At 55.8% G+C, this 20,875-nt stretch carries 17 protein-coding genes; 15 read left to right on the plus strand and 2 right to left on the minus strand.

Annotated features, from left to right (window positions below; all coding sequences use genetic code 11):
• Window positions 1-40: 40 nt before the first annotated feature.
• Window positions 41-313 (minus strand): hypothetical protein, encoded by a 273-nt coding sequence (locus tag KK078_RS23375; protein ID WP_254092747.1) that lies wholly within the window; start codon window positions 311-313, stop codon window positions 41-43.
• Between the two features lie 105 nt (window positions 314-418).
• On the opposite strand from KK078_RS23375, the gene KK078_RS23380 reads away from it, so the two are divergent.
• The 14 genes from KK078_RS23380 (at window position 419) to KK078_RS23445 (ending at window position 18,086) form a co-directional block, all read left to right on the plus strand.
• A complete protein-coding gene (locus KK078_RS23380) occupies window positions 419-3,778 on the plus strand; it encodes a PAS domain S-box protein (RefSeq protein WP_254092748.1) in 3,360 nt (1,119 codons plus the stop codon).
• Window positions 3,779-3,783: 5 nt separating this feature from the next.
• A complete protein-coding gene (locus tag KK078_RS23385) occupies window positions 3,784-5,220 on the plus strand; it encodes a response regulator (RefSeq protein ID WP_254092749.1) in 1,437 nt (478 codons plus the stop codon).
• A complete protein-coding gene (locus tag KK078_RS23390; protein WP_254092750.1) occupies window positions 5,207-5,854 on the plus strand; it encodes a response regulator in 648 nt (215 codons plus the stop codon). The genes KK078_RS23385 and KK078_RS23390 overlap by 14 nt, the downstream gene beginning before the upstream one ends.
• Before the next feature lie 147 nt (window positions 5,855-6,001).
• A complete protein-coding gene (locus KK078_RS23395) occupies window positions 6,002-6,874 on the plus strand; it encodes a sensor histidine kinase (protein ID WP_254092797.1) in 873 nt (290 codons plus the stop codon).
• Between the two features lie 257 nt (window positions 6,875-7,131).
• Window positions 7,132-8,391: an NAD(P)-binding domain-containing protein gene (locus KK078_RS23400; RefSeq protein ID WP_254092751.1), complete on the plus strand. Its 1,260-nt coding sequence runs from the start codon at window positions 7,132-7,134 to the stop codon at window positions 8,389-8,391.
• Between the two features lie 55 nt (window positions 8,392-8,446).
• Window positions 8,447-10,645, plus strand: a complete 2,199-nt coding sequence (locus KK078_RS23405) for a methyl-accepting chemotaxis protein (protein WP_254092752.1) — start codon at window positions 8,447-8,449, stop codon at window positions 10,643-10,645.
• Between the two features lie 31 nt (window positions 10,646-10,676).
• Window positions 10,677-11,195, plus strand: a complete 519-nt coding sequence (locus KK078_RS23410; protein WP_254092753.1) for a chemotaxis protein CheW — start codon at window positions 10,677-10,679, stop codon at window positions 11,193-11,195.
• Complete coding sequence (locus KK078_RS23415; RefSeq protein WP_254092754.1) at window positions 11,192-11,665, plus strand: chemotaxis protein CheD; 474 nt, start codon at window positions 11,192-11,194, stop codon at window positions 11,663-11,665. Before KK078_RS23410 ends, KK078_RS23415 begins: the two co-directional genes overlap by 4 nt.
• Window positions 11,666-11,707: 42 nt before the next feature.
• Window positions 11,708-12,064, plus strand: coding sequence for a response regulator (locus KK078_RS23420; protein WP_254092755.1), 357 nt, complete (start codon window positions 11,708-11,710; stop codon window positions 12,062-12,064).
• Between the two features lie 20 nt (window positions 12,065-12,084).
• A complete protein-coding gene (cheB, locus tag KK078_RS23425) occupies window positions 12,085-13,122 on the plus strand; it encodes a chemotaxis-specific protein-glutamate methyltransferase CheB (RefSeq protein ID WP_254092756.1) in 1,038 nt (345 codons plus the stop codon).
• 14 nt (window positions 13,123-13,136) lie between these two features.
• Window positions 13,137-14,846 (plus strand): chemotaxis protein CheA, encoded by a 1,710-nt coding sequence (locus tag KK078_RS23430; RefSeq protein WP_254092757.1) that lies wholly within the window; start codon window positions 13,137-13,139, stop codon window positions 14,844-14,846.
• Window positions 14,847-14,852: 6 nt separating this feature from the next.
• Window positions 14,853-15,452, plus strand: a complete 600-nt coding sequence (locus KK078_RS23435) for a hypothetical protein (RefSeq protein WP_254092758.1) — start codon at window positions 14,853-14,855, stop codon at window positions 15,450-15,452.
• A gap of 33 nt (window positions 15,453-15,485) precedes the next feature.
• On the plus strand, window positions 15,486-17,255 hold the full coding sequence (locus KK078_RS23440; RefSeq protein ID WP_254092759.1) for a PAS domain S-box protein: 1,770 nt from the start codon (window positions 15,486-15,488) through the stop codon (window positions 17,253-17,255).
• 12 nt (window positions 17,256-17,267) lie between these two features.
• The gene (locus tag KK078_RS23445; RefSeq protein ID WP_254092760.1) at window positions 17,268-18,086 is read left to right on the plus strand and encodes a CheR family methyltransferase; all 819 of its coding nucleotides are present in this window, start codon (window positions 17,268-17,270) and stop codon (window positions 18,084-18,086) included.
• A gap of 7 nt (window positions 18,087-18,093) precedes the next feature.
• On the opposite strand, the gene KK078_RS23450 is transcribed toward KK078_RS23445, so the two are convergent.
• Window positions 18,094-19,326: a hypothetical protein gene (locus KK078_RS23450; protein ID WP_254092761.1), complete on the minus strand. Its 1,233-nt coding sequence runs from the start codon at window positions 19,324-19,326 to the stop codon at window positions 18,094-18,096.
• Window positions 19,327-19,599: 273 nt separating this feature from the next.
• Here KK078_RS23450 and KK078_RS23455 point away from each other — a divergent pair, with 273 nt between their 5' ends.
• On the plus strand, window positions 19,600-20,871 hold the full coding sequence (locus tag KK078_RS23455; RefSeq protein WP_254092762.1) for a DUF4270 family protein: 1,272 nt from the start codon (window positions 19,600-19,602) through the stop codon (window positions 20,869-20,871).
• Window positions 20,872-20,875: the final 4 nt, after the last annotated feature.

Raw genomic sequence — 20,875 nt, forward strand, 5'->3', positions numbered from 1 at the left:
CCGCTGTTTTTTTTTTTAATTATACGGCTTCCAGCGATATCTACACAGCAAACTTCGTCGGCAGCGTCAGTTGTGTATAAGAGAGAGTGTTATATGCGGGGCCGTTCACGCGATAGATGCAGAACGGGCCGATCGTCATGCCGGGCCATACTTCGCTTGCCAGGCTGCGTGCATTTTTGGAGAAGGCGGTTAGGTAGGCCAGGTAGGTGCTGTCGAGGGAAGTGATGGTTTGTGCACGGAGCATTGACGAGGCGACGAGGATAAAACAGATCGCCAGCAGTGTTATAACGGGACGACGGTATATTGTCTTCATAGGATGGTGTACAATAAACAAATATAATCGTTTTGCGATACGTACCCTACCTACGTAGTTACACGTACGAAACCGTTGCCAATAATCGTTATTTTTCTATTTCTAATGGTGGAAAACAAGCCTACCGATCTTTTTCATGGGCACCCTCTCCCTGCGTGGATCTGTGAGCCCCACACCGCCCGCATCATCGATGTGAACGAGGCGGCCGTGAAAGCTTTTGGCTATTCGCGCCAGCAGTGTGTGGGCGTTTGCCTGCACGACATCCTGCGCGAGCAAGACCGTCCGTACGAAGTGCATACGGCCCCCGTGATGTATGAAGATAAGAACTGCTGGCTGATGGCCGCCCATCCCGCGGTGCCGGGAGAAGATGGTGCCAGCGGCGCGGCCAGCCGGTTGCGCGAGGTGATGCGTTTTTCGAAAACGGGTATTGCCGAGCTGACCCTCGGCACGGGTGAGCTGACCCTGAGCGCGGAGCTGCTCGAGTTGCTGGAAGAAAGCCCGGAGGCGCCGCTGCGCATGACACTGGCGGCGTTCATCGATAAATATGTAACCGAACAGGATCGTGCCTTGATCTATGATAAGATCAAGGAGGGCATGTACGATGCCGGCCAGCCGGTGAGCCGCGTGCGCGTGGAATTCAAGATGATCACGGCGATGGGTACGGTCAAAGACATCGAGGCGATGGGGTCTTTCCTGCCCGACGGGGTGGCTATTGGCATGTTTCGCGATGTGACGCGCCGCAAGCAACGCCGCCTCGAACGGCAAACGCTCAACATGATCGCCAGCCGTACGAGCAACGGCATCCTGATGATCGACGCGCGCGGGCGTATCACCTGGGTCAATCAGGGTTTCGTGCGAATCTCGGGCTATGCGCTGGAAGAAGTAGTGGGGCGCGTCCCCACATTTCTGAATGGTCCGGAGACCAGCCCCGAGACACTGGCATACATGGAGAACATGATGCGGCAGGGACGCACGTTCCGCACGGAGCTCATTCATTATACGAAGAGCGGAAACAAATATTGGGTCGATGTGGAAGTGATTCCCCTGGTAGGCGAGGACGAGGAACCGCCGGGTTTTATGGTCGTTCAGTCGGACATCACCAGCCTGAAGACGGCCGTGCAAGAGATGCTCAGGAGCGAAGAGCTGCTACGCACTATTACCGATCACGCGCCACTCGTTGTCTTTATGAAAGACCTGCAGGGTCGCTACACCTTTTATAACAAGCTCTTCAAAGACAAGTTTATCCGGGTGCCGCCGCCGAAGCATGGGTTGTATACCGACCATGATCTGTTCGAGCCTTCGCAGGCCGAGGTATTTACATCGTCAGATCAGACGGTGCTGAGCTCGGGCCGGCTGGAAGAATTCGAGCAGGAGGTGGTGACCGACGGCAGGAGTGAAACGTACCTGGCCATCAAGTTCCCGCTGCGCGACGAGCACGGGCGGGTCTGTGCCCTGGCGGGCGTGGCGCTGTCGATCACCGAGCGAAAGCGGGACGAAGTGGAGCTTTACCAGAAGCGCCGGGCGCTCAAAAAACAGAACCAGGTGCTGGAGATCATCAACCTGGCGCAGCTGCAATTTATACGCGATGTAAAACCCACGATCTTTTTCCACACGGCGCTCAAGAACATCCTGGCGCTGACCGAAAGCGAGCTCGGCTTTATCGGCGAGGTGTTGGAACGCAACGGCGAGCCCTATGTGCGCACCTTCGCGCTGATCGACACGCGCGACGAAGAGCTTACACCCCAGGACCCCGGGAATATCGGCGCCGGGGTGGAATTCCAGGGTGTGGGCGCTCCGTTGGAGCGTGTGATCCGGTTGGGCGAGACGGTCGTCACCAACCGGCCTTCCAAAGATCCCCGGCCGGGCTACCCGCCGCTGCGCTCCTTTATCGGGATCCCTATATTACGGAGTGGTATCCAGGTAGGGATGATCGGTCTGGCCAACAAGGCGGGCGGATACGGCAATGCGTTCCGTCAGGAATTACAACCGCTCGTCATTGTTATCGGCTATATTATAGAGGCCCTGCGCACCGACCAGGAACGAAAGGCGTCGGAAGACATGATCCGCGAAAGCGAAAAAAGACTGCGCGAGACGGCCGATTCGCTGGCCGAGTCCGAGGCACGGTATCGCTCGATCGTCGATGACCAGCAGGAGATGATCTGCCGGTACACCCCCGACTGGAGGCTGACGTTTGTAAACCGGGCGTTCGAGCGCACCTTCAGTCATCATAAACAACTGATCGGTGAGAGCATATTTAATTTCCTGCCCGGGCGCGTGCACCGTGAGCGACGTGAATTTCTCGAAGGTGTGGTAGCGGGAACCATCAAGCCACGAGCGCTGCAACACGAAACGGTTCTCGGCGACGGCACACACCAATGGCAGGAGTGGATCGATGTGCCGCTGCGCAATGCGCAGGGAGAAGTGTACGAGATACAGTCTATCGGGCACGATATTACAGGACGGAAAAAGCTGGAGGCGGAGCAGGCGCGGTTGGACAAGATCGTGCGCGAGAGCTACAACGAAATATATCTTTTTAACATCGATACGCTGTGTTTTGAGTTCGCCAACACGTCGGCGCTGCGGAACGTGGGCTATTCGCTAGAGGAGCTTACACGTATGAAATTCTCGGATTTGTTCTATTATCCGGATGAATTTGCGTTGCAGGCGCTGTTGGGCCCGCTGCGGCGTGGGGAGACGGACCGCATCCAGCTGCAGATCAAGCACAGCCGCAAGAACGGTGTGTATTATGATGTGGACACGGTCATTCAATTGCTGGAGGGGCGTTCGTTTGTAGCGATTGCGACAGACATTACGCAGAAATTGATCACGGAGAAGAAGCTCATCTCCTCGGTGTTGGAGAAGGAAGTTCTGATTAAGGAAATTCACCACCGTGTGAAAAATAATCTGCAATTGATCTCCTCGATCATTTACATCAAAATACTCGCTTTGGGGAAATCTGATGTGAGTGATTTCCTCGAAAACACACGTAAGAAAATCCACTCGATTGCGCTCATACACGAGCGGCTTCTACAGACAAATAATCTTGACAAGGTGGAGATCTCGGACTATCTTGGCAAGATGCTTTACGACCTGCAGGCAGCGCACGACAACCAGAGCATGCAGTTGACCATCAAAGCAGAAATCCCCAAAACCGTGTTTGATCTCGATACAGCTATCTACTGTGGGCTGATCGTAAATGAACTTGTAACAAATGCTATGAAGCACGCTTTTAAAGATAGGGGCGAGGGCACGATCGTCGTGTCACTTGTAAAGGATGTAAATACATTTATTCTTCAGGTACGTGATGATGGCATCACGCTTCCGGAAAGTATCGTGCCTGACCATGCCGGTTCCTTTGGCATGCAGCTGCTCCAGATTTTTGCCAAACAATTAAACGGCGCGATGGAGATTATTCGCGAAAAAGGCACTATATTCCTAATACGATTCAACCAAAGAGTAGTATAGCCATCATGTTGCCAAAAGAGCGGATACTGATTGTTGAAGATTCGTTCATCGTTGCCTACCATTTGCAGGCTACGTTGGAAAGCGAAGGGTACATTGTGCTGGGGACACAGGCGTCCGGCGAGGGAGCGTTACAATTCATGGAGACGCAGCGACCTGACCTGGTGTTGATGGACATTATGTTGAACGGAGACCTGGACGGTATCGAAACCGCGCGCATCATCAAATCGAAATACAATTTGCCGGTGATCTACATCACGGCACTGACGGACAAAAAAACGATCCAGCGGGCGAAGGTGACGGAGCCGTACGGTTATCTCACCAAACCTTTTGAAGACCGCGAGATCTTTACCGTGATCGAGATGGCGTTGTACAAACACAACATCGAGCTGCGGTTGAAGCAGAGTGAGGAGCGTTATTTTTCGACGGTGCGGTCCATCAGTGATGCCGTGGTCGTCATCGATCAGCATTACGAGATCAGTTACCTGAATCCCAGCGCCGAGGCGATTTCGGGATGGCCCCTGGCGGAAGCGCAGGGCAAGTTGTTATACGAAGTATTGAGCCTGCAAAACCAGGAAACCGGCGAGCTGCATGTCAATCCGATCCAGTGTATGCTGGGCAACGGCCGTGTGAACTCCATGCCGGACAATCTGTTGCTGCGCACCCGGCAGGGAACCGACCGGGCGATCGGTGAAGGCAGCATGAGCCCGGTGATCGACAACAAGGGGAGGTTTACCGGGCTGGTGATCATCTTCAAAGACATTTCGCAGCGCATCGAGCACGAGCGCCTTCTGAAAGATTTCGAGAAAAGCCGCATGGCGGCGTTGCTGGAAGGGCAAGAGAAAGAGCGCAGCCGCATCGCCAAAGATATGCACGACGGTCTGGGCCAGATGCTGAACGCGATCAAGATGAAGGTGAAGGCCGAAGTACGAGGCGACGAGAATGCCGCGGTGCTCTATAAGATGATCGACGAGGCCATTCACGAGTCGGTGCGCATTTCCGAAAACCTGTTGCCGTCGAAACTGCGCGACTTCGATCTGGCGACGTGCCTGAACTCGCTCTGCAACCAGATCGAAGACCTGTCGGAGATCACGGTGGCGTTCGAGTCGTCGGGCAGCGGGATAGACCTGAACCAGGCGCAGAAGATCAATTTATACCGCATTGCGCAGGAGGCGATCAACAATGCGGTGAAACATGCGCGGCCGTCGTTCATCAGCGTGCAGCTGCACGAAGACGAGGGCAGGATACGCCTGACGATCGAAGACGACGGCCGGGGTATACCGGCTGCGCCGAAGAAGGCGAGCCAGCACGGACTGGTCAACATGCGCGAGCGTGCAGAAATTATGGGCGGACAACTAACCATCGAATCGGATACGGACCGGGGCACATTAATCATAGCGGAAGCGCCGGCCGTGAATAACGTTTTAACGCATGCACAGATATAAGATCCTCATTGCCGACGACCACGCGATGGTGCGTGACGGCGTCAAGAACCTGGTAAGACAAAGTAAAGAGTACGTAGTTATCGGCGAAGCCTCCAACGGGCGGCAGGCCATCGAACAGTTTGAAACACTGGCGCCCGACCTGCTCATTCTCGACATCTCCATGCCCGAGCTGAACGGCATGGAAGTAGCGCGCGAGGTGCTCAACAAGAACCCGCTCGCCAACATCATCATCCTCTCCATGTACGACGACGAAGAATATGTGAGCCGCTGTCTGGAGATCGGTGTGAAAGGCTATGTGGTAAAAAATGAAAGCGGTTCGGAGCTGGAGTATGCCATCCGGTCGGTGCTGCAGGGTAAAAATTACTTCAGCCGCCAGGCGCAGGATGTGATCTTCAAAAAATACTCACATGCTGTAACAAAAAAGAAACAGCGCGAAGAGCTGATCCGCCTCACACCCCGCGAGGTCGAGATCATCCGGCTGATCGCCGAAGGACTGACGAGCCAGCAGATGGCCGATAAGCTTTTTATCAGTCCCCGCACGGTGGAGACACACCGCGCGAACCTCATGAAGAAGGTAGGTGTTAAAAATGCCATCGAGCTGGTCAAGAAGGTACAGCAGCTGGAGCTGATCTGACGCGGCGCATGCCGCGGTGTCTTTTCTGGCGAGGCAACCCGTACCCCATACGCGTATTGCAGACGCATTTTATCAGCGCGCGAGGTTGCACGGTATTGTTACGTACTTCTACGTATCCAATCTCCAAACTTCTGGGTATTGAATTGGGTGGATGCTTGTCTGACCTTTGATCAAACGATAGAAGGGGCGATGGACAACCAGGAAAAGCCGATGCCGGCGCCAATGGGGACAGAAAGCACCGAGAACGGAGTCGACAGCCGTGGCCGGCTGGAGCAATTGTTGCGCGAAAAGGATGATGAGCTGGCCAAGGTGAACCGTCGCATGGAGAAGTTCTTATACAGTGCATCGCACGATCTGCGATCGCCGCTGACCTCCATCATGGGCCTGACCAACCTCATGCGCATGGAGACGCACGAGCCGGTGCTGCTGGGCTATATCGAGCGGATCGACGACAGCACGGCGCGCCTGGAAAAGATCGTGCGCGACCTGATGGGTTTTACGCGTACTTCGTATCAACGTTCCGACAGCCGCAAGATCGAGTTTATAAAGCTGGTGCAGGACATCATCGACCGGCACCGGGCAGACCCCGCATTCCGGTATATCCGCTTCGAAGTAGAGAGTGACGAAACGTTTCCCTTCTATGCCGACTACGACCGGTTGGAGATCATCCTCGAGAATATCATTGCGAACGCTATACATTTTTACGACCCCCATAAGACGCGTTCGTTTGTGCGGATCACCATGGTGCCGCACGGGCAGCGCATCCACATCGAAGTGCTCGACAACGGCATCGGCATCGCGGCCGAGCATCACCACAATATCTTCAATATGTTCTTCAAGGCCTCCGAGCGTTCGCGTGGTGCGGGCCTGGGGCTGTACATCGTAAAAGAGGGCGTGGACAAGCTGCACGGCCATGTACAAGTAGAGTCGGAAGTCGGGTTTGGCAGTTTATTCCGGGTCACGATCCCGAACGATCCGAAGGGTCGGCTGATCAGCCGAAAAATGCAACTTGGTCAATAATCCTGCATCTGTTTTCAGCAGTCCGTTGAAGGTAAAATGTACACGGTACGATCGCAGGGCCGCCGGCCATTTCGGCCCCCCTGAAATGTCTCTTTTTTCCCCGTTTTTTCTTACATGTGGAAGCGTGTTTTGCCCCGGAAAAGCAGTACGTACTTCTACTGACTTTTTCACGTAGAACAGTGTAAACCAAAATACTAAGTTCCGCTGATGGAGCCTGGGGGCCATTAAAATAACTTTGTAACCAATAAAAGACCCCCATGGCGAAACATATTTTCGGCGCCGAGATCAGTCACGAAAATGCTCCTCTGCACATTCGTGAGAAGCTTGGCACAGACGATGCGAGCGTGAAACAGTATATCCAACAGCTGAAGAAAGATCTTGATGAAGTGTGTATCCTGTCCACGTCCAGCCGGTTTGTGATCTACGGTGTAGGCCAGAATATAACGCCGCTGATAAACTTCTTTTTCCGCGATCCCATTCTTTTCCACTACGTACAGTTCTATAAGAATACCGAGGCTGCGGTGGGCCACTTGTTTGCCACGGCCAGCGGCTTGTGCTCGCAGGTAAAGGGCGACCGGCACATCCTCACGCAAGTGAAGCATGCGCACCAGGTTGGCCTGAACACGGGCAGCATCGGGTTGTTGCTCGACAGTCTGCTGCGCGAAGCCGTAGAGATCGGGCGCAAGGTGCGCGCGCAGACGGGCATCGACCAGCACTGCGTGTCGCTGGTAGACCTGGGGTTGGACATGCTGCGCCGCCGGCTGGGCGAGCTGACCGAAAAGAAGGTGCTGGTGATCGGCACCGGTAAGATGGCCCGTCTGGTGCTGGACCGCCTGTATGCCGACGGCTGCAAGCACGTGACGATCGTGAGCCACGACGCACAACGGGCCGGTGTGCTGGCCGCGCGGATGCACATGCAGGCCGGTCACATTCGCAACGTAGCGCATTACTTTATGCAAGCCGACATCATCGTGGGCGCCACGGACCGCCCGGTGAGTATATTTCCGACGGCGGCCAAGCCGCAGCATCCTTCGCTGCAGAAGCGTTTTGTGCTGGACTTCGGCGCGCCGCCGAATTTCGACCGCGCCATGGCGCAATACGACTCGATCGAATTTTTTGACCGCGATAACTTTTACGAGCAGTTGCCCGACGCGGCGCGCTGCCGCAACAGCGTTGACGAAGCCCGCAAGATCGTCCATGCCGAGGCCAGGGAGTTTGTTTCGCTCTTTGCCCAATTTTATACCACGCCCATCCTGGCGCCCTACTGGGTGCGCCGCCTGAGTACCAAGGACAATAACCTGAAAGGTTTTCTGTCGCGCATCACCAAACCGAACGCCCGTGACGCGGTGCGCCTGCGCAAGCTGACGTATCGGTTTGTGCACCGCCTGGACGACGAGCAGCTTCGAAACCTGCGGCTGTATACCGTAACGGGCGACACCCAGGCGCCCAGTCCGGCCGACGTGGTACGCCACGTAAAGAATTTTGAAAATTTAAGATTCTACTTATCTGTCAATTGATCTGATCCCTGGCCCCTTCGCACGCCGGGACACCACACTTACCTATACCCTAGACATGCCCAGGAACTACTACCAAGAGAAAGGAAACGGCGCGGCGATGGCCGGCACCGACAACGATGCCGCCGCCACCGAGCACGCTGCGCTCCAGCGTCGTATCACCGAGCTGGAACAGGCTAACCTGGAATTCAAATCCCAGATAGAGGCCATTGGCCGGTCGCAAGCCATGATCGAGTTTGCGCTGGATGGCACGATCCTCTTTGCGAACGCTAATTTCCTAAACGCCGTAGGGTATACCCTCGACGATATCAAGGGCAAGCACCACAGCATTTTTGTAGACCCTGATTTTGCGCGGAGCCATGCGTACCGCGACTTCTGGTCGAGGCTGAACCGCGGCGAGTATATTTCCGGTGAATTCCGTCGTCGCGGCCATTACGACCGCGAGGTATGGCTGCAGGCCTCCTACAATCCGATCTTCGACCGCAACGGTGTGGCGATAAAGATCGTGAAGTATGCGTCTGACATCACGCAACAAAAGCTCCAGAGCATCGACACACAAGGCCAGCTCGACGCGGTGAACCGCTCCAACGCCGTCATCGAGTTCGACCTGGACGGCACCATCCGCCATGCGAACGAAAACTTTTTGCGTGTAGTGGGCTACACGCTGGCGGAGGTGAAAGGCAAACACCACCGCATGTTCGTAGACGCGGCGTACGCCGGCAGCCGGGAGTATGCCGACTTTTGGGCGCGCCTGAACCGGGGCGAGTTTTTAGTAGACAACTTCATGCGCCTCTCCAAGTCGGGGCGCCCGGTATATATTCAGGCGTCGTACAATCCCATCCTGGATGCCGAAGGAAGACCGTACAAGGTGGTGAAGTATGCTACCGACATGACCGAGTTCACGGTGGCGCTGAAAGCGGTAAGCGACTTTGCCGGCCACCTGCGCAAAGGCGACTTCGAAGCCCGCCTGGACATTCAGGCTACGGGCGACGTAGGCCGCCTCATCGACGACAACCTGGCATTGCGCGATACGTTGCGCGAGATCGTCTCGAAGGTGAACGACGTTGTAAAAGCGGCCGGCCGGGACGGGAACCTGCAGGCCCGCCTCACGATAAAGGACGCCGCGGGCACGTGGCGCCAGTTGACCGATTCCATCAATACGCTGCTGCAATCTATTGCCGAGCCGATGCTGGAGGTCAACCAGATCATTATGCAGATGGCCGACGGCGACCTGACCAACAAGTTTGCCATGGCGGCCAATGGCGATGTGAAGAACATGGGTCAGTCGCTGAACAAGGCCATCGATAACCTGAACGAGCTGTTGTACAACATCGGCCGCAGCGCCGACGTGGTGGCCAGCTCGTCGATGAACATGCTGCAACGCACGGAAGGCATGAAGCGCAATACCAACGAAGTGGCTACGGCGATCGCGCAGATGGCTAAAGGTGCGCAAGACCAGGCACAACGCACGGACGAGTCGTCGAAGCTGGTGGACAAGGTGATGGTGACCTCTTCGGAAATGGAGAAGCGCGCCAACAGCATCAGCAAGGCGGCGGAGAAAGGCCAGAAGAGCAGTGAAAATGGTTTGAAGATCATGAAGACGCTGGTCGCCAACATGACCGGTATAAGAGAATCGGCCGAGCAGACCTCGAAGTCGATCGATATCCTCACGACGCGTGCAGAAGAGATCGGCCGCACGCTGAACGTGATCACGGACATTGCCAGCCAAACGAACCTGCTGGCGTTGAACGCCGCGATCGAAGCAGCACGTGCCGGCGACGCCGGGCGTGGGTTTGCCGTCGTGGCCGAAGAGATCCGCAAGCTCGCAGAAGGCTCGCGCAAGTCGGCGGTGGAGATTGAAAAGATCATCGGCGACGTGCAGAAGGATACGCAGGCGGCTACCAAGGCGATCGATATGATGCAAAGCAGCGTGCGCGAGGGCAACAAGGCCACCAACGAGGCAGAAGAAATTTTCCAGGAGATCGCCGACTCGAGCGAGGAGACCTTTACCTTCTCGAAAGAGATCCAGGAAGCGACCTCCGGTCAGAAGGTGTCTATCGACGTGGTGGTGAAGAACATCGAGCAGATCGTCGTCGTGGCCGAAGAGACCGCGGCGGGTACCCAGCAGGCGGCGAGCTCGTCGCAGCAGATGAATCTGGCGATGGGCGAGATCACCGAAGGTACGAATAAACTGTCGGGTGTGGCGGCCGAGCTTCAGACCGGTGTCAACAAGTTCAAGCTTCGCAAAGCCAGCTAAGTCCAATCCCGAATCGAAAAGAATATAGCGTATGGAAACAGCGACAGGACAACCCCGGGCAGCGGCCGATGGCAAGCCGGCGGGCTCGTTTCAGATCATCGTCTTTAAGCAGGGCAACGAAGAGTATGCGCTGAGCATCGACCAGATCAAGGAAGTGGTCATTACACCGACCATTACCCGGATGCCCCAGACGTTGCCCTATATCAAGGGGGTTGCCAACATCCGGGGCAATATCATTGCCATCCTGGACCTGGAAGAGAAGTTCAATATTAAGCGCTCGGAAGACCAGCACACCGGCAATCATTATACGCTGGTGGTCGAGAGCGAGGATTTTAAAATGGGTGTGCTGGTGCGTGAGGTGCCGAACACCGTGACGATCGCGGCGACGGATTTCGACGAGGCGACGAACATCATTACCGATGCGACGAGCGAGTCGAACTATATAAAGGGGATCATCAAGGTACAGGGCCGCCTCATTATCCTGATCGACATCTTCAAGGTGATCAGCCAGGACGTTACATCGGCCCTTCGGAAAAGCACGGCGGCATGAAACGAGTGATACTGAACATCGGTGATGCACACGCGGTAGAAGGCGCCGCGACCTTTACCTGCTTCGGCCTGGGCTCGTGCATCGGTTTATTCTTACAGGACAGGACCCTCGACCTTTCGGGCGGCGCGCACATCATGCTGCCCGAAGATACGACGTCGTCGCATGCGTGCGCCGGAAAGTATTATAATGTCAGGGGCGCCATCGACCATTTGCTGAAGCAGTTTGCGCGCAAGGGGAGTAGCCTGAAGTCGATCCGGGCCAAGATCACGGGCGGTGCGAACGTCATCCAGTCGATGTACAACGTCGGCTCGCTGAACGCCGAGTCGACACTACACCACCTGACCCGGCGCGGAGTCTATATTGCCGCGACCGATGTGGGAGGATTTGAAAGCCGCACGGTGAACTTCAATACCCATACCGGCGGCCTGAACATCACGAACCCCGGCCGCCCGGGGGAGCGAACCATTTAAAAAACCAGACCTGCTATACCCTAACTCTTAAACCTCACTATCATGTCAAAAAATGTTTTAATTGTAGACGACTCGTTGTACATGCGTACGCTGATCAAGGATGCGCTGGAAGTAGGCGGGTACAAGGTGATTGGTCAGGCGGCCAACGGCGAGGAGGCCATCGACCTGGCGTTCGAGCTGCAGCCGGACTTCATCACGCTGGACAACATCCTGCCGGATATGATCGGGATCGACATCCTGAAAGTATACCAGGAAGAGGGGTTGAAGTCGAAGGTAGTGATGATCAGCGCCGTCGGCCAGGAGTCTGTGGTGAACGAAGGGTTGCGCCTGGGCGCGAAGGCCTATATCATCAAGCCGTTCACCTCCGAGCAGTTGATCGAAACGATTTCCAAAGCCTGATCGCACGCCAACCGACCCACGTGGCAAACAAGATCAGGACGTTGCTGATTGACGACTCGCCGTTCATGCGCAAAGTGATCGGCGATATCATTACGGCCGATGGCGAGCTCGAGCTGGTGGGCACCGCCGCGAATGGCCGCGAAGGCAGCACCCTGGCGACCACGCTGAAGCCCGACGTGGTGGTGACCGATATGGTCATGCCCGAGTACGACGGCGCATACCTGGTACGCGCAGTCATGGACCAGCGGCCGGTGCCGATCATTTTACTCAGCTCGCTGGAAAAGAATAACGTCCGCATCTTCGACGCCCTGCAATCGGGTGCTTTTGATTTTATAGACAAGCCGGTGGATTTCGATGTCAACAGCATTCGTGACTACCGGCTGCGCGCGTTGATCAAGGAAGCCGCGCGCGCCGACATCAGCGCGCTGAAGTCGAAGACCATCCGCAAGACCAACCGGGGCGCGCATACCTTCGACAGCACGCTGAACTATTCCATCATTGCCATCGGTGCTTCCACGGGTGGGCCGAGCGCGGTGGAAAGTATCATTTTTAACCTGCCGGCCAACCTGCAGATACCGGTGGTGATCGGTCAGCATATGCCGGCGCGTTTCCTGGAGTCTTTTGCCGAGCGCCTCAACAACCACAACCATTTGCCGGTGACGGTGGCGCGGGCGGGCGATCCGTTGGAAGGCGGCGGGATCTATATCATCAACGGCGATCATAACTCGGGGTTGACCCGGCTGCCGTCTGAAAACCGGGTGATATTCTCGACGGTACAACGAAAGTTTGCAGACTTCAACCATCCCTCCATCAACTGTTTGTTTACCGCGGTGGCGGAAGTATACGGCGCCAAAAGCATCGGCGTCATTCTGACCGGCATGGGTAAAGATGGCGCGGAGGGATTGCTGCGTATAAAATCAAAGGGTGGTTTTACCATTGCCCAGGACGAGGGCTCGAGTGTGGTATACGGCATGCCCAAGGCGGCGGTCGAACTTGGCGCCGTGCGACAAACGGTGCCGCTGCACGAGATCCCCGGCTTTATCGTGAGTTGTTTATAAGCCCCGTATGAACCATGAAAAAAGATCAGGAGTACACCGAGCTCTTCCTGGCGGAGTCGCTGGAAAACTTTGAAGAAATAAACCGGTTGCTGACGCAGCTGGAGAAACATCCGTCGGAAAGAAATACACTGCACGCGTTGTTCCGCATCACCCATACGCTGAAGGGCAACGCCGCGGGTATGGGCTTTACGGCGATTGCCGAGCTGGCGCATGTATTGGAGGACCTCTTCGGCGAGGTGCGCGACGGCAACATCGTCATGGACGGTCCGGTGTTCGAACCGGTGTTTAAAGGAGTGGACGTGCTGGGCGCGCTCATCAACGCCGTGCGTGACAATGCCGACGTGAAGTATAAAGGCATCAAAACCAAGCTGGAGGTCATCGTCCGGACCAAGGGGATCGTCAAAACGGAAACAGACCACGCGGCGGATGTACCGGTCGTTGGTGACGTGGCGCCGGAGGAGACGGAGGAAACCAGGGTTGCGTTCTCCGACCTCGTACAGGTACCCGTGCGCAAGCTCGACAACCTGTTGAACCTGGTGGGCGAGCTGATCATTGAAAAAGACCGGATCCTGGCGCAGGCGGCCAGCAACCTGCGCGGGACGAACGAATATGCGCGGTTGAGCCGCATCAGCTCCGACCTGCAATACTCGGTCATGGACGTGCGTATGGTGCAGGTGGGTTTCCTGTTTAACAAGTTTCACCGCGTGGTGCGCGACGCAGCGGCGGCAGAGAATAAAGACGTCGTCCTGAACCTGGAAGGCGCGGATACGGAAATTGACCGCAACGTGCTGCAGGTGATCAGCGACTCGCTGATACATTTGATCCGCAATGCGATCGGCCACGGTGTGGAGCGTGCCGAAGAGCGCAGGCGCCTGGGCAAGCCGTCGGCGGGTGTTATTACGCTGCGGGCCCGGGGCGAAACAGACACGGTCGTGATCGAGATCAGCGACGACGGCAAGGGGCTGGACCACGAGAAGATCAAACGCAAGGCGTTGTCGAAGGGCCTGATCACGCCGGAAGAAGCGGACCGCATGCCGGCGGAAGCGCTGGCGCTGCTGATCTTCGAGCCGGGTTTCTCGACGGCCGACCAGGTAACGGCGATCTCGGGCCGGGGCGTGGGCATGGATGTGGTGAAGAAAACACTCGACTCGATCGGTGCGACCATCCGGGTAGACTCGAAGCCCGCGGCCGGTACAACGGTTCGGCTGTCGCTGCCGTCGTCGATGGCCGTGAAGTCATGTTTGCTCTTTGAGCTGCAGAAGGATGTATATGCCATACCGTTGTCGTTCACCGAGGCGGTGATCAGCCTGTATAAGTCGGACATTCACAAGGCGGGCGGCGGCCTGATCGCCAGCCACCTGGGTAAAAGCATGGCGATCGTCTTTCTTAAAGACGTGTTTGACCAGGACCGGGAGAAACATCCCGGCACAAATTTGCTGCAGAACACCTTTGACCAGATCCATGCCGAGACGAAGCTCGAGATCGTCGTGGTTACCTTCAATAACCGCACCGTGGGGCTGGTGGTGGACAAGCTGTTGCAACAGAAGGAGATCGTCGAGAAGCCGCTGACGAAGCCTGTGGACCGTGTGAAATTTATCGGCGGGGTGACGATCCTGGGCAGTGGCAACGTGTGCCTGGTGCTCAACATTCCGTTCGTTTTGCAGTTTATTTTTGGCCTCTACGTTCAGGGAAGGTCGACAAAAGGTATAACTTTAAATCAATGATCGTTTATGAGCGCCAATAAGAGCCGCGAAAACTATATTTTGCAGGTTATGAACAAAGGGTTCGAGCGCGCCGCACAGTCGTTCTCGCAGTTCATCGAAGCGCCGGTGACGCTGACGAGCACGCAATTCGTACTGGCGCGTCGCGACGAAGACGTAACGTTTTTGTCGGAGGAGAAAGGCAATGTATATGTACTGATCACGCAGATCATCGGTGAGTTTGCGGGCAGGAGCTACCTGATCTTTACTCTGGAGGAGTGCGAAGGCATCTTTCGGGCGGTAAGCAAGAACAAGCCGGGAATGAGCGACTCGCTGAAAGAGCCGCTGCTGCTGGAGATCGACAATATCATTTCCGCTTCGGTCATTGCCGAGCTGGCCGACTCGCTCATGGCAGAGGTGTACGGCGACGTGCCGTCGCTGCAGATCCTGCCCGCGTCGGCGCTCGAGGATATCGTCGGCAAAGACGTGGACCACGAACGCCCTTCGAGCGTGATCTTTGCCAAGACTACATTTTGTTTCGACGGGCATCAACAGATAACGCCTCAATTCATCTGGAAGATCAGCACACAGGTATTTGACATTATACCCGTGGACAGACTGAGTGTCTAGCCGGAAAAAGTGCTTACCCTGATAATCGGTACTATGAAAAAAAGGATTGTTTCGCTGGCCATTGTTTTTACGGTATTCATGGCAACCCTGATCGGGGTGTCTTTTCTTTCTTTTACGGGTAAGGGCACAGTTGTGCTGACCCTGGCCGTGGCCGCCACTGCGGTGATGGCGTCGATGACGGGCGTGTGGCTGTCGTACGTGTCCAGGCTTGTCGTCCGGTCGTCGGACGCGTTGAACAAAAAAGAGCAGCGCATTTCGCCATGGTCGTTTGGCAACATAGACACCCTCGAACAGGACCAGGAGGCCATCAAAAAGAAATTTGCCCTGTCCGCCCAGTACATCGCCCGGCTGGGCCAGCCCGAGTCACTGGATACCATTGACGAAGTACTGCGTAACGACACGATCGGCGAGGCGTTGCTGCGTATCAAAAGCGATATGTCGCGGCTGCGGGAAGAGGAAAATAAACGCAACTGGATCACACAGGGTCTGGCGATGTTTAGCGAGATCTTACGGAACAAAGCCGAGATCGACGAATACGCCTACGAGATCATCTCCAACCTGGCGCGCTATGTCAACGCCAACCAGGCGGCGATGTTCATCGAATACGAGGACGACAACGGGCGTTACCTCGAGATGGTGTCGTGCTATGCCTATGACAAACGCAAGTACCAGGATCAAAAGATCCGCGAGGGGCAAGGCCTCCTGGGCCAGGTGATGTATGAGCGGGAGTTTATCTTTCTGAAAGATATTCCGGCCAACTATACCCGTATCACCTCGGGGCTGGGCGCCGCTACGCCGCGGAACCTGGTGGTCGTGCCGCTGATGTTGAACGAGAAATTTTACGGTGCCATCGAGCTGGCCCTGTTCCAGGTATTGGAACCGCACCAGGTAGAGTTCCTGAAGAAAGTGTCGGAGAACATCGCGTCGGAGATCTCGTCTATCAAAACCTTCCGCCATACGCAGAAGCTGCTGGACGAGTCCAAGACGTTGACGCACGAGCTGCAGCAACGCGAAGAGGAGATGCAGCAGAACATCGAAGAGATGGCGGCCATCCAGGAGCAGATGAACCGGAAACAGACGGAGTTGGACAGTTACCTGTCGGCCATCAACAATACGATCGCGTCGGCGGAGTTCGACCTGCTGGGTAATTTTGCATCGGCCAACGATATCTTTCTGAAAGTAACGGGCTACACCATGTCCGACCTGGCCGGCCAGCAATACAATAAGATCATGAAGGACGATGCCTCGGTGCGCATGATGTGGGACAACCTGCGCGAGGGTAAATTCTTTAGCGGCGAATTTCGCCTGCGCGATAAAGAGGGCAAGGAGCTGTGGCTGTCGGGCACGTTCAACCCCATCGTTACAGGTAACGGACGTCCGGACAAGATCATGATGTTCGCGCAGTTTACGACACAGGAAAAGGAAAAGATCAACGATATGGGCGTGATGGTCAACGCGCTCAAGTCGACGTTGCCGGTGGTGGAATTTAACAGTGCATTCAAGTGCAAGACGGCAAACGACAAGTTCATGAAACTCTTTGGCGTGACGCGCATGAACCTGAAGACCAGGACGCTGTACGACTTCCTCGCGCCGCAGGCCGTAGCGATGTTTGATCACATCAAAGACGAACTTCTCGGCAAGGATTTCTCGTCCATCCTGTTGCCGATGATGCACGAGGGGCAGCCGATGACCTTTGAAGTGTCGGTCACGGTCGCGCAAAATTCCGACGGTACGATTGCCCGGTTGATCATGATCCTGGTAAAAGAAGTACCCGAAAAAGTGCCGGTAATGGTCGCTGATTAGTTAGACGGAAATATGACAGACCCCGTTGATGTTACCGATGAAGAGGTAAAGTCCATCGCACAAAGTATCCTGATCCGGTACGGTATCGATTTTACCTGCTACGAACCGAAGTCGTTCCGTCGGCGGATCATACGCATGCTGAGCCTGCACGATCTCACGTCGGTGCACGCGTTGTGGATTAAATTCCTGTCCGATCCTGGGTTTATCTATACTTTCATGAACGGGGTGAGCGTCGGCATGACGTCGATGTTCCGCGACCCGGTGCTCTGGCGGAGCCTGCGCGGCCAGCTGCAGAACCGGTATGGCCACCGTGATACGATCTCGATCTGGCATGCCGGTTGTTCGACCGGGGAAGAGGTATACAGCATGGGCATCCTGCTGCGGGAAGCGGCGCGGACGGCCACGGCGCTGGCGACGGACATCAACCAGGATGCGATCGAGACAGCCAAGACCGGTACCTATCACAAGATCCGCATGGTAGAGAACGAGAACAACTACCGGGAATATAATCCGTACGGCAACTTCGAGCGTTATTACCGGAAGGCGGAGAAAGAGATGACGATGGACCCCGAATTGATCAACCACGTGTCGTTCCATTACCACAACCTTATTACAGACCCGATTGCAACGACACACGATATCATTCTTTGTCGCAACGTGATGATCTACTTTGATCATGCGGCGAAAGCGAAGTTGCTGGCGAAGTTCTATGATTCGCTTAATCCGGGCGGGCTTTTTATTGTTGGGTTTTATGATGCGCCGGTTCAGATGGTGGATGAGGGTCGGTTTGATCTGATCGATCCGGATGCGAAGATCTTTGTGAAGAAGTAGATTAGGACTAGTCGAATTTTCGTTTTATACCCCACATGTCGCGGATGACGAGGTCGATCATGAACTTTTGGGATTTTTGGAGTACGAGGTTGCGTTCGGTGGTGCCGAGGCGGTCGTAGTTGTAGGTGAGGTTTACGGCGGAGCGGCCGTCGAACACGGGCAGCGAGATGCCGCCGGAGAGGCCCCAGACCGGCAGGTTTTGGCCGGAGAGCTTCAGGGCGTAGTCTTGCACGTAGAAACCGGCGCGCAGGGAGGCGAGGCCGAAGTAATTTTCGGCGTTGGGATTGCCGTGGTAGATATAGCCGGCGGAGAAACGCCAGGTGTCCTGGAAGACGAGGTCTTGCTTGTCGTATTTGGCGTTGCTCCAGTTTTCAAAGACCAGGTCGGCGGCGATGGTGGATCGTTTGGAGCGCAGGGAGAGGCCACCGCCGAGGCTCGCCGGCAGGGTATACGTAAGGCGGTCGCCGGTGCCGCTGTCGAGCGTGTCGGCGGCGGCGTCGTAGAGCGCCCCTTCCTGCTTGCCGTGCAGGGTCATGCCGTCGTCGGCAACGAGCCCGATGATGAGCGAGCGTTTCCCGAAATTTATTTTATACTGCAGGCCCACGTCGAGGTCGAGCTTGCGGGCGACGACCTGGTTGGAGTAGGTCAGCGCGCTGGACTCGCCGTTGGGGGCGATCGTTTCGCTTTTGGTGATGTTGCCGAAGAGGTAGGCCAGGTGAAATCCTACCGACAGGTTGGGCGTGATGGTAAATCCGTTGCCCAGGTATAACTGGTTGATGTTGCCGGACCCCTCATACGTATACCCGACGTCGGGCGCGGCCGCCAGCTGCCGGGTGGCCGTGATCTTATAGCCTACGTTGCTATAGGGCGTCAGGCCCGCGGTCGCGGCCCACCATTTGGAGAACTTGAACCAGTAGTTCAGGTTGGTGATGCTGCCGGTGCTTTTTGATTCGCTCAGATTCTTCGTCTGGTATGTGTTGGCCTCTATATAGAGTCCCATCTCGTATATGTGGCTGACGGGCGATACGATGCTGCCATACGACGCGGGATTTACGGGGTTGAGACTATAATCATCCTGAACGCCGATGCCCGTGCCGCCGATGCTGCGGTTGAGGGTGGCGACGCGGCGGTTGATCATGCCCAGCCCGTATACCGAATAGGGTGAGCTGTATACCTGTTGGGCGTGTGCTGTCCACACCCCTGTCGTCAGCAGCAGGGTGATGAGCAGAGCTTTTATCATCTTCTCAGGGTCCATCATGCGACAAACTACGGGCGCTGCCCACCACCGCACAAGAAATTGCGACCACCCCGTGGAATTAGACTACCAGTGCAGGCATTGTCCGGATTTTTCGTCGCAGGTATATATTCGTTTCAAAAAGTCCCTCGGGGGCACGGTCTTCGGCACATCTTCGAATCCCCGAATCTGGTAGACACATTTGCCGGCCTTATCTACTCCTTTTCACCAAGCGACCGGGACACCGTTCTTTTGTCTCAGGAATTGTGAGACTGGCCCATGCGGAATTTAACTTTTGGCATATTATTGATCGTCGCAGCATCCTGCGGCGTCGACTCTACCGAAACCGGCACGAGCTTCTTTAACGAAGGCGTGCTGGATTATTCCTATTCGGATACTTCGTCCGTTCACCTGGCGACGGTTCGTTACGACAAGCTTGTTACCGGCGACGCGGCACGCTTGCTCATCGGCAGCCACGACGATGAACGCCTGGGGCGCCTGACATCGGCGGCATATTTTCAAGTCATGCCCGCCGGCGCGGTAACGCTGAAAGATGACGACGTGACCTTTGACTACCTGGCGTTGACGTTGTACCACGACGGCTACAGCTATTATGATACCACACAGGAGATGACCCTGCGCGTGCACCGCGTGACGGAAGAGATTGCCGTGAACGACGACGGCTATCTGTATAATGACGACAGTTTTACGATTGATGAGGAGCCGCTGGGCAGCCTGACATTCAAACCACGGCCGCACAACAGCGACTCCGTGGAGATTCGCATGCCCGATGCGCTAGGCCAGGAGTTTTTTGAAAAGGCAAAGGAGGAAGACGTAGACCTGAGCTCGGCGGCGGATTTTCTCAAATATTTCCACGGGTTGCAACTCCTGGCGGACTCCACCGTGTCGGCATCCCTCGTCGGTTTTGCCGTCGAGCCTGAATTGCGCCTGTACTATAAAGATCGCAGCGTGACGCCCGTGGAGCAAAAGTACATCAGCTTCAAGGCAAGCGGTGTACGCTCGGTGAAAGTGACCACCGACCGGGGCACCAGCGCGCTCGCAGACCTTACCGATCCGTACGACAAAGTAAACGCCGAAGAGACGGACGATGTTTCGTTTATCCAGGCCGGCGGCGGGCTGGCCCTGCGGGTGGAGATCCCCTATCTGCGCGAGCTGAAGCAGGTAGAGAACTTCTATGTATTGCGGGCGGTGCTCGAGCTATATACGGTGCGCCGTTCGGGCGGCGACTATACCCCCATGCCGTCGCAGCTCATGGTATATCCGGTAGACCGCGACAACGTTGTGATCGGGCAGTTTGACGCTCAGGCGCTATTGATCGAAGATCTGGACCTGGGGCGCGACAACCGCTATGCGCTGGATGTTACAAGCTTTGTAAAAACACAGATGGAGACGGTAGCGCTCAATAACAATGCGCTGCTGTTTACCCTGACCGATAATTTCCCGGTATCGGCCAATCGCCTGTACGCAGCGGCGGCGAGCGGCAACTACGACACCCGTGTGCGAATCTATTACGCTACTTTAAATAACTAAAACA

The sequence above is a fragment of the Dawidia soli genome (assembly GCF_018598185.1).
GTDB classification, from domain to species: domain Bacteria; phylum Bacteroidota; class Bacteroidia; order Cytophagales; family Cyclobacteriaceae; genus Ohtaekwangia; species Ohtaekwangia soli.